The organism is Streptomyces sp. NPDC059003 (genome assembly GCF_042740445.1).
Lineage (GTDB): Bacteria > Actinomycetota > Actinomycetes > Streptomycetales > Streptomycetaceae > Streptomyces.
Map to the genome: position 1 here is coordinate 12929 of NZ_JBHYJH010000046.1, position 15697 is coordinate 28625.

11 protein-coding genes are annotated in these 15697 nt (G+C 72.7%); 4 read left to right on the forward strand and 7 right to left on the reverse strand.

Annotation, left to right across the window (positions count from 1 at the left end):
- The first annotated feature begins 6 nt into the window (after positions 1 to 6).
- A complete protein-coding gene (gene glpK / locus ACFWZ5_RS18245) occupies positions 7 to 1593 on the forward strand; it encodes a glycerol kinase GlpK (protein ID WP_384800678.1) in 1587 nt (528 codons plus the stop codon).
- A gap of 155 nt (positions 1594 to 1748) precedes the next feature.
- Here glpK and ACFWZ5_RS18250 read toward each other — a convergent pair whose 3' ends face one another.
- From ACFWZ5_RS18250 to ACFWZ5_RS18270, 5 genes are all read right to left on the reverse strand, one after another.
- Positions 1749 to 2354 carry an ATP/GTP-binding protein gene (locus ACFWZ5_RS18250; protein ID WP_384800681.1) on the reverse strand — a complete coding sequence of 202 codons (606 nt, stop codon included), beginning with the start codon at positions 2352 to 2354 and terminating at the stop codon, positions 1749 to 1751.
- 154 nt (positions 2355 to 2508) lie between these two features.
- A complete protein-coding gene (locus ACFWZ5_RS18255; protein WP_384890848.1) occupies positions 2509 to 6108 on the reverse strand; it encodes a hydantoinase B/oxoprolinase family protein in 3600 nt (1199 codons plus the stop codon).
- Positions 6109 to 6133: 25 nt separating this feature from the next.
- A complete protein-coding gene (locus ACFWZ5_RS18260) occupies positions 6134 to 6565 on the reverse strand; it encodes a DUF742 domain-containing protein (protein ID WP_384794643.1) in 432 nt (143 codons plus the stop codon).
- A 9-nt stretch (positions 6566 to 6574) separates the two neighbouring features.
- A complete protein-coding gene (locus ACFWZ5_RS18265) occupies positions 6575 to 7015 on the reverse strand; it encodes a roadblock/LC7 domain-containing protein (RefSeq protein WP_384794645.1) in 441 nt (146 codons plus the stop codon).
- Entirely contained in the window at positions 7012 to 10161 is a 3150-nt protein-coding gene (locus ACFWZ5_RS18270; RefSeq protein WP_384794647.1) for a nitrate- and nitrite sensing domain-containing protein, read from the reverse strand. Before ACFWZ5_RS18270 ends, ACFWZ5_RS18265 begins: the two co-directional genes overlap by 4 nt.
- 596 nt (positions 10162 to 10757) lie before the next feature.
- On the opposite strand from ACFWZ5_RS18270, the gene ACFWZ5_RS18275 reads away from it, so the two are divergent.
- Positions 10758 to 11288: a hypothetical protein gene (locus tag ACFWZ5_RS18275; RefSeq protein ID WP_384794649.1), complete on the forward strand. Its 531-nt coding sequence runs from the start codon at positions 10758 to 10760 to the stop codon at positions 11286 to 11288.
- An 80-nt stretch (positions 11289 to 11368) separates the two neighbouring features.
- On the opposite strand, the gene ACFWZ5_RS18280 is transcribed toward ACFWZ5_RS18275, so the two are convergent.
- Both ACFWZ5_RS18280 and ACFWZ5_RS18285 read right to left on the reverse strand, forming a co-directional pair.
- Complete coding sequence (locus ACFWZ5_RS18280; RefSeq protein WP_384794651.1) at positions 11369 to 12646, reverse strand: NAD(P)/FAD-dependent oxidoreductase; 1278 nt, start codon at positions 12644 to 12646, stop codon at positions 11369 to 11371.
- A complete protein-coding gene (locus tag ACFWZ5_RS18285; RefSeq protein WP_384794653.1) occupies positions 12643 to 12996 on the reverse strand; it encodes a bifunctional 3-phenylpropionate/cinnamic acid dioxygenase ferredoxin subunit in 354 nt (117 codons plus the stop codon). Before ACFWZ5_RS18285 ends, ACFWZ5_RS18280 begins: the two co-directional genes overlap by 4 nt.
- A gap of 551 nt (positions 12997 to 13547) precedes the next feature.
- Here ACFWZ5_RS18285 and ACFWZ5_RS18290 point away from each other — a divergent pair.
- Both ACFWZ5_RS18290 and ACFWZ5_RS18295 read left to right on the forward strand, forming a co-directional pair.
- The gene (locus ACFWZ5_RS18290) at positions 13548 to 14282 is read left to right on the forward strand and encodes an IclR family transcriptional regulator (protein ID WP_384794695.1); all 735 of its coding nucleotides are present in this window, start codon (positions 13548 to 13550) and stop codon (positions 14280 to 14282) included.
- Between the two features lie 322 nt (positions 14283 to 14604).
- Positions 14605 to 15690 (forward strand): S-(hydroxymethyl)mycothiol dehydrogenase, encoded by a 1086-nt coding sequence (locus tag ACFWZ5_RS18295; protein ID WP_384794655.1) that lies wholly within the window; start codon positions 14605 to 14607, stop codon positions 15688 to 15690.
- Positions 15691 to 15697: the final 7 nt, after the last annotated feature.

The following is a 15697-nucleotide window of genomic DNA, read 5'->3' on the forward strand; positions in this document are numbered from 1 at the left end:
GTAGCCATGACGGACAGCTCCGAGAAATTCGTCGCCGCGATCGACCAGGGCACCACTTCGAGCCGCTGCATCATCTTCAACCAGGACGGCGCCATCGTCGCCGTGGACCAGCGCGAGCACCGGCAGATCTTCCCCAAGCCAGGATGGGTGGAGCACGACGCCACCGAGATCTGGTCCAAGGTGCAGGCCGTGGTGGCGGGCGCCATCGCGAAGGCCGGCCTTCGGGCGGACCAGCTCAGCGCCCTCGGCATCACCAACCAGCGCGAGACGACGGTCCTGTGGGACCGCGCCACGGGCAAACCGGTGCACAACGCGATCGTCTGGCAGGACACCCGCACGTCGGCGCTGTGCAACGAACTCGGCGGCACGGACGGGCAGGACCGTTTCCGCGAGCAGACGGGCCTGCCTCTGGCGAGCTACTTCTCCGGGCCCAAGGCGGCCTGGCTGCTCGACAACGTGCCGGGCCTCAGGGCGCGCGCCGAGCGCGGCGACATCGCCTTCGGCACCATCGACTCCTGGCTCATCTGGAACCTCACCGGCGGCACCGACGGCGGCGTCCACGTCACGGACGTCACCAACGCCGGGCGCACGATGCTGATGAACCTGGAGACCCTCCAGTGGGACGCGTCGATCCTGTCGGCGATGAACGTGCCGGAGGCGGTGCTCCCGGAGATCAGGTCGTCGGCCGAGGTGTACGGCACGGCCGTCGGGCAGCTCTCCGGAGTGCCCGTAGCCTCCGCGCTCGGCGACCAGCAGGCCGCGGTCTTCGGACAGGCCTGCTACGACACGGGGACGGCCAAGAACACGTACGGTACGGGCAGTTTCCTGCTGCTCAACACCGGGAGCAGGCCCGTGCCCTCGAAGAGCGGCCTGCTCACGACCATGGGCTACAAGATCGGCGGCGAGGCGCCCGTCTACTGCCTGGAAGGGTCCATCGCGATCACCGGCGCGCTCGTGCAGTGGTTCCGCGACCAGCTGGGCATCATCCGGACCGCCGACGAGATCGAGACGCTCGCGGCGAGCGTGGACGACAACGGCGGCGCGTACATCGTGCCCGCGTTCTCCGGGCTCTTCGCCCCGTACTGGCGCTCCGACGCGCGCGGCGTCGTCACCGGCCTCACGCGGTACGTCACCAAGGCGCACCTGGCGCGTGCCGTCCTGGAGGCGACGAGCTGGCAGACCCGTGAGGTCGTCGACGCCATGTACCAGGACTCCGGAGTGCGGATCACCACCTTGAAGGTGGACGGCGGCATGACCAAGAACAACCTCCTGATGCAGCACCAGGCGGACGTGCTCGGCGTGCCCGTGATCCGCCCGCGGATCGCCGAGACGACGTGCCTGGGCGCCGCGTACGCCGCCGGGCTCGCGACGGGCGTGTGGCACGACCTGGACGAGCTGAAGGCCCACTGGCAGCGCGATGTCGAGTGGACGCCGGGCATGGAGGCCCAGGAGCGCGATCGCGAGTACCACAACTGGCGCAAGGCCGTGGAGCGCAGCTTCGGCTGGCACGAAGACGGTGGGGACGGTGGGGACGGTGGGGCCAGTGGGGCCAGTGGGGCCAGCGGGGACGGTGGCGGCGACGAGCCCGGCTGATCCGGTGCGGCGTACACCGTGAGACGGCACGCGCGCGTGATGGCGCTCCCGTGCGGCACGCGCGCGTGCGACGGGGCCACGGCTCGTACCCCGGTCGGCGGGGGTACGGGCCGTGCGCTCCCTGGAGGGAGGGCCGACCGCGCGGGGCCGGGGCCTCAGGTGGTGACAGGCTCCCGGGCCGCGGAGCCGACCGCCATCGCGTGCTCGACCACGTCGATGAGGACCTCCTTGACCGACTCCTTCTCCCGGGCATCGCACAGCACCACGGGGGTGCCCGGGTCGAGGTCCAGGGCCTGGCGCACCGCGTCCGCCGGGTAGCGGGACGCGCCCTCGAAGCAGTTCACGCCGACCACGAAGGGTATGGAGCGGCGCTCGAAGTAGTCGACGGCGGCGAAGCAGTCCTCCAGGCGGCGGGTATCGGCGAGGACGACGGCGCCGAGCGCACCGGTCGCCAGCTCGTCCCACAGGAACCAGAAGCGGTCCTGTCCGGGCGTGCCGAAGAGGTACAGGACCAGGTCCTCGCGGAGCGTGATCCGGCCGAAGTCCATGGCCACGGTGGTGGTGTACTTGCCCGGGACGCCGTCGGTGTCGTCGACCGGACGGCCCGCCTCGCTGAGCGCCTCCTCCGTGCGCAGCGGCTTGATCTCGCTGACCGCGCCGACGAGGGTCGTCTTGCCCACGCCGAAGCCGCCCGCCACCAGGATCTTCAGCGTGACCGGCTCGACGGGGGGCGTGCCGCGCTCAGAACGCTTGAAGATCATTGCTCTCTTCTCCCGGATCCTTAAGTCAGTCATCAGTCGGTTATCTGTCGTTCGGGTATCTATTGTTCAGCTATCTGTCGTTCGGTTATCCGTCAGTCCGTCATCTGTCAGTCAGCCACCGGCCAGGGGGCCGGCAGGCGTGGGGGCGCGTGCGTCAGTCGGGCGACGGTCCGTATCCGCCGCCTCCGGGGGTTTCGATCACGAGGACGTCACCGGGGCCCGCGTCCGCCGAGTCGCTGCCTTCGAGCCGCACCACGTCGCCGTCGGCACGCTCCACGCGGCCCGAGCCGAGTGCGCCCGGCTCGCCGCCCGCCATGCCGTACGGGGCCACCCTGCGGTGCTGGGACAGCGTGGAGACGGTCATGGGCTCCCGGAAGCGGATGCGGCGCACGGCCCCGTCACCGCCGCGCCAGCGGCCGTCGCCGCCGCTGCCGTGCCGCACCGCGAACTCCTCCAGGACGACCGGCAGCCGCCACTCCAGGACTTCCGGATCGGTGAGGCGCGAGTTGGTCATGTGGGTCTGCACGACGGACGCCCCGTGGAAGCCGTCGCCCGCGCCGGATCCGGAGGCCACGGTCTCGTAGTACTGGTACCGGTCGTTGCCGAAGGTGACGTTGTTCATCGTCCCGGAGCCCTCGGCCTGCACGCCGAGCGCCGCGTAGAGGGCGCCGGTGATGGCCTGCGAGGTCTCCACGTTGCCCGCGACGACGGCCGCCGGCGGCTCGGGCGACAGCAGGGTCCCGGAGGGCACGATGATGCGCAGGGGGCGCAGACAGCCGTCGTTGAGGGGGATGTCGTCGTCCACGAGGGTGCGGAAGACGTACAGGACGGCGGCGTTGACCACGGCGAACGGCGCGTTGAAGTTGCTCGTCAGTTGGGGTGACGTGCCCGTGAAGTCCACCGTGGCCGAGCGCTGTTGGCGGTCCACGGTGACACGGACGCGGATGACGGCGCCGGAGTCGGTCTCGTACGCGTACGCGCCGTCCTCCAGGGCGTCGATGACGCGCCGCACGGAGTCCTCGGCGTTGTCCTGGACGTGCCGCATGTAGGCCTGGACGACGTCGAGGCCGAAGGTGGCGATCATGCGGGCGACCTCGTCGACGCCCTTCTGGTTGGCGGCGATCTGGGCGCGCAGATCGGCGAGGTTGGTGGCGGGGTTGCGGGAGGGGTAGCGGGTCTTCGTCAGGAGCCGCAGCGTCTCGGCCTCGCGGAACCGGCCCGCCTCCACGAGGAGCCAGTTGTCGAAGAGGATGCCCTCCTCGTCGATGGTGCGGCTGTGCGCGGGCATGGAGCCGGGCGCGATGCCGCCGATCTCCGCGTGGTGGCCGCGCGACGCTACGTAGAAGAGGATCCGCTCCCCCGGAGCGTCAAAGACGGGGGTGATGACGGTGACGTCCGGGAGGTGGGTTCCGCCGTGGTACGGGTCGTTGACCGCGTAGGTGTCGCCCGGGCGCATGGCCGGGCCGCGGCGGCGGATGACCTCCTTGACGCTGGTGCCCATGGAGCCCAGGTGGACGGGGATGTGGGGGGCGTTGGCGACCAGGTTGCCGTCCGGGTCGAACAGGGCGCAGGAGAAGTCCAGCCGCTCCTTGATGTTGACCGACTGGGCGGTGGACTCCAGGCGGGCGCCCATCTGTTCGGCGATCGACATGAAGAGGTTGTTGAAGACTTCGAGGAGGACCGGGTCGGCCTCCGTGCCCGCGCGGGAACTCGGGGGCGCCGCGACGCGTTCCATGATCAGGTGCCCGTCGTCGGTCATGGCAGCCCGCCAGCCGTCGTCCACGACGGTCGTGGCACCGGCCTCGGTGATGATCGCGGGCCCGGTGACGGTCTCGCCGGGCGGCAGGTGTTCGCGGCTGCGCAGGGGGACGTCGCGCCAGGCGCCACCGGTGTGCAGGCGTACGGTCCGCGCGGTGCCGCCGTCGGTGGTGGCGGCGCCGAGCACCGACAGGTCCGGAGGGTGGGTGAGGCCGGTGGCCTCCACGGAGAGGGCTTCGACCACGAGGGGGCGGTCCAGGGTGAACGAGTAGGTGGCGCGGTGGCGCTCCTCGAAGGCGCGGGTCATGGCGTCCGGCTCGGTCAGCTCCACGGTGAGCGTGGTGTCGGTGCCGTCGTAGCGCAGATGGGCGCGGCGCGCGACGTGCACGCGGTCGGCGGGCACGTCCTCGGCGAGGAGCTCGGCGCGGGCCGCCTCCTCCAGGTCGTCGGCGGTCTTGCGGACATGGGGCATCGAGGACGCCTCCAGGGGCGCCTCCACGGACTGCTCGCGCATCGCCGTCGTGTCGGCGAGACCGATGCCCAGCGCGGACAGGACGCCCGCCATGGGAGGCACGAGGACGGTGCGGATGCCGAGGGAGTCCGCGACCATGCAGGCGTGCTGGCCGCCCGCGCCGCCGAACGTCGTCAGGGCGTAGCGCGTGACGTCGTGGCCCTTCTGGACGGAGATCCGCTTGACGGCCGCGGCGATGTTGGCGACGGCGATCTGCAGATAGCCCTCGGCGACCTGCTCGGGGGTGCGGTCGTCACCGGTCCGGTCGGTGATCTCGCGGGCGAGCGCGGCGAACCGGTCACGGACGAGCGCGTCGTCGAGCGGCTCGTCGCCGCCCGGGCCGAACACCCGGGGGAAGTGGGCGGCCTGGACGCGGCCGAGCGCCACGTTGGCGTCGGTGACCGTCAGGGGGCCGCCGCCCCGGTAGCAGGCCGGGCCGGGGTCGGCGCCCGCCGAGTCGGGCCCCACGCGGTAGCGGCTGCCGTCGAAGTGCAGCACGGAGCCGCCGCCCGCGGCGACGGTGTGGATGTCGAGCATGGGCGCGCGCAGCCGTACGCCGGCGATCTGCGTGGTGAAGACCCGCTCGTACTCCCCCGCGTAGTGCGACACGTCCGTCGACGTGCCTCCCATGTCGAAGCCGATGACCCGGTCGAACCCGGCGAGCTTCGACATGCGGGCCATGCCCACGATGCCGCCCGCGGGGCCGGACAGGATGGCGTCCTTGCCGCGGAACTGCCCCGCTTCGGCGAGCCCGCCGTTGGACTGCATGAACATCAGCCGTACGCCCTGGAGTTCGTCGGCGACGTGCTGGACGTAGCGGCGCAGGACGGGCGAGAGGTAGGCGTCGACGACGGCGGTGTCCCCGCGCGGGACGAGCTTCATCAGGGGGCTGACCTCACTGGACAGCGAGACCTGGGGGAAGCCGATGCGGCGGGCGAGCGCGCCGACCGCCTCTTCGTGGGCGGGGTGGAGATGGCTGTGCATGCAGACGACGGCGACGGCCCGGATCCCCTCGTCGTAGGCCTGCCGCAGCGGTGCGGCGAGCGCGTCCAGGTCGGGTTCGCGGAGAATTTCACCATCCGCTGCGACGCGCTCGTCAACTTCGACTACTCGGGCGTAGAGCGCTTCGGGGAGGACGATTTCGCGGGCGAAGATCCGGGGGCGGTTCTGGTAGGCGATGCGCAGGGCGTCGCGGAAGCCGCGGGTGATGACGAGCGCCGTGGGCTCACCCTTGCGCTCCAGAAGGGCGTTGGTGGCGACGGTGGTGCCCATCCGGACGGCGTCGATCGGTACGGCGCGCAGGTCCGCTCCGTCCAACGCGCCCGCGCCGGCCAGGAGTTGCGTGATGCCTTCGACCGCCGCGTCGGCATAGCGCGCGGGGTTGTCCGACAGAAGCTTGTGGGTGAGCAGGCGGCCGTCCGGGTGACGCGCGACGACATCCGTGAACGTACCGCCCCTGTCGACCCAGAACTGCCAGCCTGTCACGTCTCAATCCCCGCTTTCGCGCTGTTCAGAGCGCCCGGAGGCCGTCGATCACGTCGCGCAGAATACTCTCGTCCGGCAGCTCGGCGGGGGGTACGGGGCGGGTCACGTGCACCAGCCGGTCGTCTACGAGGTCACCGATCAGGACGCGGACCACACCGATGGGAAGGTCCAGTTCCGCCGCGAGTTCCGCGACGGACTGCGGACTGTCACGGCAGAGGTCGACGATGTCCACGTGCTCCGGTGACAGGGTCTGGTCGGCCTCCGTGCCGTCGGCACGGGACTCCGCGATCACGACCGCGATGAGGTCGAGGCGGTGCTGGCCCGCACTGGAGGTGCGGCCGCGCGTCATGGCGTACGGGCGCACCACCGGTCCGGCGTCGTCGTCGAACCAGCGGTGCGCAGACTGGGAAGCCTGGGCGGACTGAGGGGTCTGGGGGGACCGACCGTCGTCGCTCATGACCTCCCACTACCCTCCCGTGGGCAGGTCGGTGCGCGGCGCCGAACCCAGATGCACACCCACCCTCTTGACCAGCAGCGTCATCTCGTACGCCACCAGGCCGACGTCGGAGTCCGCCGCCGCGAGCACGGCGAGGCAGCTGCCGTCGCCCGCCGCCGTGACGAACAGGAACGCGTCGTCGAGCTCGACGACCGTCTGCCGGACCTTGCCCGCGTCGAAGTGGCGTCCGACGCCCTTGGCGAGGCTGTGGAATCCGGACGCGACGGCGGCCAGGTGCTCGCTGTCCTCACGGGTCAGGTTCTTGGACACGCCCGTGGGCAGGCCGTCCCCGGAGAGCACGAGCGCTTTGCGGATGCTGGCGACACGCTCCACCAAGTCGTCGAGGAGCCAGTTCAGCTCGCCCGACCCCCCGGTCGCGGTGGTGCGTGCGTCGGCCTTCGGTGCGGTCATCGACCGTCCCCCTCAGATGTCGTTCCTGGTGCTGTGCCGTCGGGGGCGCTGTCGCCCGCGGCATTCTCTTCACGTCCGCGCTGCCAGCCCCGCTGGAGCGAGGCCATGCGGCTGCGTACCTCGTCGGCGTCGCGCTCCTCCGGGCCGCTGGTCCCGGCCGGGGTCGCACCCCGCTCCGTACGGCTGTCGGGGCCCTCCTTCAGCTGCGGTGCGAGGCTCGCCTGCCGCACGCGGCGCGGCAGGCCGCCGAGGGTGGGCACGGGGTCCTGGGGCGCCGTCCGGGGCGGCGTGCCGGTGCTGCCTGCGGCCCGGTCCATGGGTTCTCTGTCCGTCCTTGCCGCCCGGTCCGCACCGGGCGCTGTATCCGTGCGGGTGGTGGGCCGCGGCGCGTCCGTCACCGGGCGGCGCCTGGGCAGGAGCGGCTGCGGGTCGGGCGGCGTCCCGGTCCTGGCCGGGCGGGGCGCGGGCGGGTCGGGCCAGCCGGAGTCGGTCCGCGGGCGGCGCGGCAGGTCGAGGCCCGCGCGCCCTGTGGTGTCGCGCGCGGGGGTGCTGAGGGCGTCCCGCGCGGGCAGGTCGAGGCCGTCGCGTACGCGTTGGTCGGGTCCCCCGCGCGCGGGGCCGATCTCCGGCCGGGCGTCGAGGGCCCCGGGGCCCGTGGGCCGGGCGTCCCGTTCGGGCCCGCGGCCGGGGCGTCCGGCGCCCGCGTCACGCAGGCCACGTGCGTCGTCGGTCTCCGCGTCCAGGTCGACGGCGTCCACCGCGTCCGTGTCACGGGTGCGGGTGGGGGCGGGGCCGACGCGGCGGCCGTGCGAGGAGACCAGTTTGGGGGTGCGGCGGCGGGGCAGCGGCACCGCGTCTCCGGGGGCGAAATCGTCGTCTACGGAGACGTCGAGTTCCGGCATGTCGTGCCCCGGGGAGTCGGCGGTGCGGGCGGGCTCCCCGGCACCCGGTTCGCGTGCGTCGCGCGCCAGCTGGTGCTGCTCGCCGGCGCTGTCGGTGACGCGGCGGCGCGGCCGGAACAGGCCGCCGCGCTCGCTGTCCTCGTCGCCCAGGGCGCCGGGAAACGCATCCAGGCCCGCCATGCCGACCGGTGCCTCCAGCTCGATGGGGCCGTCCAGGACCGAGGCGGGCAGGCCGGGCAGTTCGACGGGCACCTGGGCGAGGGCGGCCGCGCGGTCGCCCGCGGTGTCGCCGCTCACGGACTTCGCGGGCTGTGGCCGGTCGAGGCGGAACCCGACGCCTCCGGTGTCGGGGACGTCGTCGGTGAGCAGCGACTCCGGGATGAACACGACGGCGGTGGTGCCGCCGTACGGGGAGGGCTGGAGGGACACGCGGACCCGCTGGCGCTGGGCGAGGCGGCTCACTACGAAGAGGCCGAGCCGGTCGGTGTCGGACAGCTCGAACTCGGGGGTCTCGGCGAGGCGGAGGTTGGCGTCCAGGAGCGCGTCGGACGCCATGCCGAGGCCGCGGTCGTGGATCTCCAGGGTGAAGCCGTTGGCGACGTGCTCACCGAGGACCTGCACCGCTGTGTGCGGGGGCGAGAACACCGTGGCGTTCTCCAGGAGTTCGGCGAGGAGGTGGGTGAGGTCGGCGACGGCGGGTCCGGTGACCGCGATGCGCGGCAGTCGGCGTACCTCGATGCGCTCGTAGTCCTCCACCTCGGCAACGGCGGCGCGGACGACGTCCATGAGCTGGACGGGCTTGCGCCACTGGCGGGAGGGCGCGGCGCCGGAGAGGATCACGAGGCCCTCGGCGTGGCGCCGCATGCGGGTGGTCAGGTGGTCGAGGCGGAAGAGGTCGGCGAGTTCGTCGGTGTCCTCGGTCCTGCGCTCCATGGTGTCGAGGAGCGTGAGCTGCTTGTGCAGCAGGACCTGGCTGCGGCGGGCGAGGTTCACGAACACTTCGGAGACGCCGCGGCGCAGGTCGGCCTGTTTCACGGTGGCCTCGACGGCGGCGCGCTGCAGCGTGTTGAGCGCCTGGCCGACCTGTCCGATCTCGTCCTTCTCGTAGCTCAGGCGCGGTGCCTCGGTCTCGACGTCGACCTGCTCGCCCGCCGCGAGGCGCCGCAGCAGGCCGGGCAGCCGCACGCCGGACGCCTCGTGGGCCTCCAGGCGCAGGCGGCGCAGGTCGCGGATCAGGCTCCGGCCGATGCGCACCGAGAGGAAGACGGAGACGAGCACCGCAAGGAGGCCGACCACGCCCGCGACGGCCAGCTGCACGATCACGTTGACGGCTTCCGGGCGCGCCCGGTCGCGCAGACGGTCGATGGCGGCGTCGTTGCGCTCGTCGAGGCCCTGGAGGACCTTGTCCGCCTCCCGGTCCCAGTCGGACGCGGTGACCGCGCGCGGGGTGCCGGGTCCGGATGCCACGAGGGACCGCTCGGCGTCGCGCAGGCGGGTCGTCTCGGCGCCGTTCCAGTAGCGCTCGTAGCGGGCCCGTTCGTTGTTGGGGAGCTGTGCGAGGCTGGTGTCGAGGAGCAGGGTGCGCTGCGCCATCAGGTCGGTGGCCTGGCGGATCTCGCCCTTGGTGACCGTGCCCACCACCAGGGAGGAGCCGATCAACGCGTCCTCACGGGACAGGAGTTCCCTGGCCTGGTCCACGCCCACCAGGGCGCGGCTCTGCGCGGTGATGCTCACGTCGTCCAGGGCGTTGAGCGTCGTCAGGAAGCCGTAGCAGGGGTCGGTCAGGCGCGTGTACATCTTCAGCGCCTTGTCCCGGCTGATGGTGCCCTCCTCGACGGTGCGGCGCAGCGCGTCGATGCCGTCGAAGGCGTCCAGGATGACGGTCATGCGGTCCTCGGAGCGGCCGTCCAGGACGTCGCGGGCGTCCGAGCTCGTGGCCTCGGCCTTGACCTCGGCGACCAGTCTGTCGGTGGCGCGGCGGCTGCGGCGCAGCTCGGCGAGCGCGTCCGACGCACGCGGGTCCGCGAGGTAGACGAGGGTCTGGCGGCGCTCCTCCTGGACGACGTGCGCCGTGTCCTGGATGGGCCTGGCGAGCTCGTCGATGATGTACGCGGTGTCGATGAGCTTGTTCGCCTCGCGGCCGGTGACGAAGGTCGCGAAGCCCCAGATCGCCGTGAGGGACACGAGCGGCACGAGCAGCAATGCCACGATCTTCCGGCGGATTGACTTCCCGCGAAAGCGCATGGCCTCCCCCAGATCGGGCCCCGTGCAGCCGCGCGTTCGGCCAGGGGCACGCATGTGCGTCAACAAACGGCGCGAGCCTACTACTGACACACGAGCAACTCGAAGGAGCGTCCGGGCACTTTTCAGCCGTGACGCGAAAGGATCGTCCGAAGTTGTCCGCCCATTGCGGGAGATTGTCTCCCCGAAAGGGAACGGGCCGGGCGGCCCCACCGTCCTTGCGTGCAGGGCCAGTTGGCCTGAAGTGTTCCCCGCACGCAGCCCATCGCCGGAGGTGGCCGCGGCGCACGTGGTTCCGTGTGGTCTCCTGCGGTCTTGCGTGGTGCGGGAATCTTCGGCGGGGTTCGTTCGTCGATCAGTACGAGGCGGGTGCGGAGACTTACGAGGCGGGGGCGGAGACTTGAGTGCGGCACCCGCGCCGCGGAGGGGCCTGATGACGCGGAATAAAGCAGAGTAAAACGGGCAGCCAGGAGGGAGTCGGGCATGAGGGCTCCCGGTGACCGCCACGCGGCGCACGACAACGGGGGAGGGACGAATTGATGGGCACGACGGAGCGCCACAGGGCGTCCGCGGGGCGCGCGAAGGATGAACGCGCGCTGATGGACGACGAGTTGGCGGCACGCAAGGGCACGGAGGCGGCGATACGCCGGGAGGACAGGGCGTCGGCGTCACGGACCACGGCCGACGCGGCGTGGCGGACAGGAACCACCGGCCGGGACGACACCTATGACGGCCCGTCGCGGCGCCCCCTGTGGGTCGAGGAAGCCGCCGCCCGCCCGCGACTGCCGGACCCGGTGCGCACGGCGGCCGTCCGGGCCGTACTCATCGTCGCGTTGACGCTCATCCAGGCGATGACGGCGTTCTTCTGTGCACTCGCCGAGTCCTGGCTGGCCTTCCCCATGGTGCTCAGCAGCGTGGCCAGCACGGTCGTGGCCACATGGAGCGTGCTCGACGTCTGGGTGACCCGCCAGGTGTGGGTCCAGCGCGACGGAGTCGTGTCGACGCCGAGCAGCACCGCGCGCCGGCTGCGGCGCGAGCGACGCCGGGCCCGCCGCCATGCCCGTGTCGCCGCCCGCACCAAGGAGGGCATACGGAGGCGGGGCGGGTCCCGGCAGTTGTCGCACTCCTGACGTGCGTCCCGTCCCGCCGGACTCCGTCCCGCCGATCAACGAGAGCGGCGCGTGGGGCCCGGTTTCCCTCCGGCCCGCCGTCACGCTGCGGCCATGTGCCGTGCCCGCAGCTCCCTTCGCATCCTCATGAACGGGCGCGGGAGGTCGACCGCCAGGACAGCCGTCGGCCGCCCCTCGTGTTCGTACACGGCGAGGAAGCAGCCGTCGTCCGGAGCGCCCTCCGCGATGCGGACGGTGGCGTCGGCGTGGCGGTGGCCCGCGAACTGGATGCGGGAGCCGTACTGATCGGACCAGAAGTACGGCACCGCGGTGACCGTCTCCGCGGTGTGACCGGCGAGCAAGTTCCGTACGGCCACACGGGGTTGCTCCGTGGCGCTCGTCCAGTGCTCGGCGCGCGAGCCGCCGACGCGGGCGACGTCTCCGACCGCGACCACCTGCGGCAGCGCGGTGACGCAGCCCGCGTCGCACAGGACGCCGTCGCGGAGCGGGAGCGGCGATCCCGTGAGCCAGGCGGTGTTGGGCACGGCGCCGATGCCGACGACGACCACGTCGGCGGGCAGGAGGCGGCCGTCGGCCAGCTCCACGGCGGTGACCTGGTACACGTCCTTCGTACGCAGCCGCACAAGGCGGGCCACGCCCGTTCCCGTGAGCAGCCGCGCGCCGCCCCGCCGGTGCAGGTCGGCGCAGAACGCGGCCATGTCCGAGCCGAGTTGGGGGATCAGGGGCAGGGGCGCGGCCTCGACGACCGTGACGTGGTGGCCGAGCGCCACACACGACGAGGCGGTTTCCGCTCCGATGAAGCCGCCGCCGATCACCACGGCCCGGCGCGGTCCTGCGGCGAGTTCGGCGCGCAGGGCGCGGGCGTCGTCGAGGGTGCGCAGGGTGTGGACGCCCGCGAGACGGGGCCCGGATCCCGGCTCCAACTCCGGCCCCGGGCCGGGCCCTGGTCCTGGTGCTGGCCCTGGCCCCGGCAGTCGGCGGGCCGACGCGCCGGTCGCGATGACCACGCCGTCCGTGTCGACCGTACGGCCGTCGGCGAGGAGCACGGCGCGGCCCCGCGGGTCGAGGCCGCTCGCGGGGACGCCGAGGAGCCACTCGGCGTCGAGGCCGGACATCTCCTCGCCGTCGGTCAGGGCGAGCGGGGCCTCGTCGCCGGCGCCGGTCAGGAAGTCCTTGGACAGCGGCGGGCGGTCGTACGGCGCGTGCGGCTCCGCGCCGACGATCACGAGGCGCCCGTCGAAGCCCTGGGCGCGGAGCTCACGTGCCGCGTAGAGCCCGGCGAGGGACGCGCCCACCACGGTGACGGTGGCCGGGCTCCCCGTGCTCCCCGTGCTCCTCTGTCCGCAGCGGCCCTTCATGCGGCGGAGCCGCCCGCCACGGAGCCCGCCTCGGTCGCGGTCGCCGGCGTGGCCGTCACCTGGACGTGGATCACCCCGTCGACGACAGTGACACGATGCGTGCGCACCGGTCGGCGCGCGGGCAGGCACGTCGCCTCCCCGGTCCGCAGATCGAACGAGGCGGCGTGCAGCGGGCACTCGATGAGGCAGCCTTCGAGCCAGCCCTCGGAGAGGGACGCGTCCTGGTGGCTGCAGGTGTCGTCGACGGCGTACAGCGCCCCGTCGGCGTTGAACACCGCGACCGGCGGTGTGGTGTCGAGGCGGACGGCTTCGCCCGCGGGGAGGTCTTCGAGGCGGCAGACGGGAATCATGGGCCCCCCTCTGGAATCTCGGCCCGTTCCGAGGCCGTTTCGGCCAGGGACGCTTCGGTAACATGAAGTTTCATATGGCGCACCAGAGAGCGCTATGCGCAACAGAATCCGGTGGGAAGCCCGTCGCGTCAAGGGCCTCCCTGGGACGCGGCTTCAACCGGCCGCCAAGTGGTGAGAGTTGAGATATGACCCGCACGCGGAAACAGCCTGACCAGAACGGGGAGCCGCGCCGCACAACGCCTCGGGGAACGCCCCGGGAGACGCCTCAGGAAGTGCCCGGGGAGGCCCCGGCGACACCCTCGGAGCCGCAGCCCGCGAAGCCGGAGCTTGCCGAGCCGCAGCCCGCGAAGCCGGAGCTTGCGGAGCCGCCCGCGAAGCCTCAGGCCGCGAGGCCCAGGGCGGCGAAGGCAGCGAAGGCGGCCAAGTCGACCAAGCCCACGAGGCCGGCGAAGCCCAAGGTCGCGGCGGCCGAGCCCGCCGAGCCCCCGTCCGCGAAGCCGGCGAAGCCCCGGCCGGGGCAGGCCAGAGCGGCGGCCTCCTCGGTCCAGTCCGTGGACCGCGCCGTGAGCGTCCTGGAGATCCTGGCCCGGCACGGCGAGACCGGTGTCACCGAGATCGCCGACGAGCTGGGCGTGCACAAGTCGACGGCGTTCCGGCTGCTCGGCGTCCTGGAGAACCGCGGGCTCGTCGGCCAGGCCAAGGACCGCGGCAAGTACTTCCTCGGCGCGGGCGTGCTGCGCCTCGCGGGCGCCGCGGCCGTGCGCATGGACATCTCCCAGGAGGGCGGCCCCGTCTGCCGGGAGCTCGCCGACGAGCTGGGCGAGACGGTCAACATCGCGGTCCTCGACGACGACGCCGCGGTCAACATCATGCAGGCCCGCGGCCCGGCCTCCGTGACCGCCCAGAACTGGCTCGGCCGCCGCACCCCGCTGCACGCCACGTCCAGCGGGAAGGTGCTGCTCGCCCACCTCCCGACGACCCTGCGCGAGGGCCTGGTCGCCCGGACCCTGCCCCGCTTCACGGAGCACACGGTGACCGGGACGGTGGCGCTGCGCGGCGAGTTGGAGAACGTCACCGAGCAGGGCTTCGCGACCGCCGTCGAGGAGCTGGAGGTGGGCCTCGCCGCCGTCGCGGCACCGGTGCGCGCGCACGACGGCAAGGTCATCGGGGCGCTCAGCGCGTCCGGGCCGGTGTACCGGCTGACGGAGGACCGGCTCACGGAACTCGCGAAGCGCACGGTCGCGGCGGCCGTGGAGCTGTCGCGCCGGATGGGCTACGGCTTCTGACCCCGCGGGGCGCGCCCCCGACGTACTCCCGCACCGAGCGCCGGGCCAGGACTTCCTGGCCCGGCGCTTCTCGCGCACCGCGGCCCGCCGTCCCCCGCGCCGCACACCACAGCCTGCCGCCTCCCGCACTCCCCCCGAACCACGGCCCCTTCCCACGCCCCGGCTTCCTGGCTTCCTGGCTTCCCTGCTCGGCGCTCCGCCCCCTTGACGGCTCCTTGATGCCGCTCGCACGATGTCTCCGATAGCGCAACTTGTCGTGGAGTACGCAACAACAGCCCGCGCTTGCGCGCAGTCGCGCAACGTTCCGCAGAGGAGCCTGGCCGTGCCACACGAGGTCCGTGGCGTCGTCGCCGCGAAGAAGGGCGCACCCGTCGAGGTGCAGACGATCGTCGTGCCGGATCCCGGACCGGGAGAGGCACTTGTCTCCGTGCAGGCCTGCGGGGTCTGTCACACGGATCTGCACTACCGGGAGGGCGCGATCGGCGACGGCTTCCCGTTCCTGCTCGGGCACGAGGCCGCGGGCACCGTCGAGGCGGTCGGCCCCGACGTCGACGACCTCAGGCCGGGCGACTACGTGATCATCGCGTGGCGCGCGCCGTGCGGCGCCTGCCGGTCCTGTCTGCGCGGCCGCCCCTGGTACTGCTTCGACTCGCGCAACGCCACCCAGGCCATGACCCTCCTCGACGGCACGCCGCTCACCGCCGCGCTCGGCATCGGCGCCTTCGCGCAGCAGACTCTGGTGGCCGCGGGCCAGGCCGTGAAGGTCGACCCGGCGGCGCGCCCGGAGGCCGCAGGCCTGATCGGCTGCGGTGTGATGGCCGGGTACGGGGCCGCGGTGAACACCGGGAACGTGGGCCGCGGCGACACCGTCGCCGTCATCGGGTGCGGCGGCGTCGGCTGCGCCGCGATCGCCGGGGCCTCGCTCGCCGGGGCGCGGCGCGTCATCGCCGTCGACATCGACGACGCGAAGCTCGACGGCGCGACGCGGTTCGGCGCCACGCACACCGTCAACTCCCGTGGCACGGACCCCGTCGAGGCGGTGCGCGGGCTCACCGGCGGGTTCGGCGTCGACGTCGCCATCGACGCGGTCGGCGTCCCGGAGACGTACCGGCAGGCGTTCCACATGCGCGACCACGCCGGCGTGCTCGTGCAGGTCGGGGTGCCCGACCCGGCGATGACCGTCGAGCTGCCGCTGATCGAGCTCTTCTCGCGCGGCGGGGCGCTCAAGTCCTCCTGGTACGGCGACTGTCTGCCCACGCGGGACTTCCCCATCCTGGTCGACCAGTACCTCAGCCGCAGGCTCGACCTCGGTGCCTTCGTGACCGAGAAGATCACCCTGGACGAGGTGGAGGAGGCGTTCGCGGCGATGCGGCGCGGCGAGGTGCTGCGGTCGGTGGTGGTCCTGTGACGGGCGC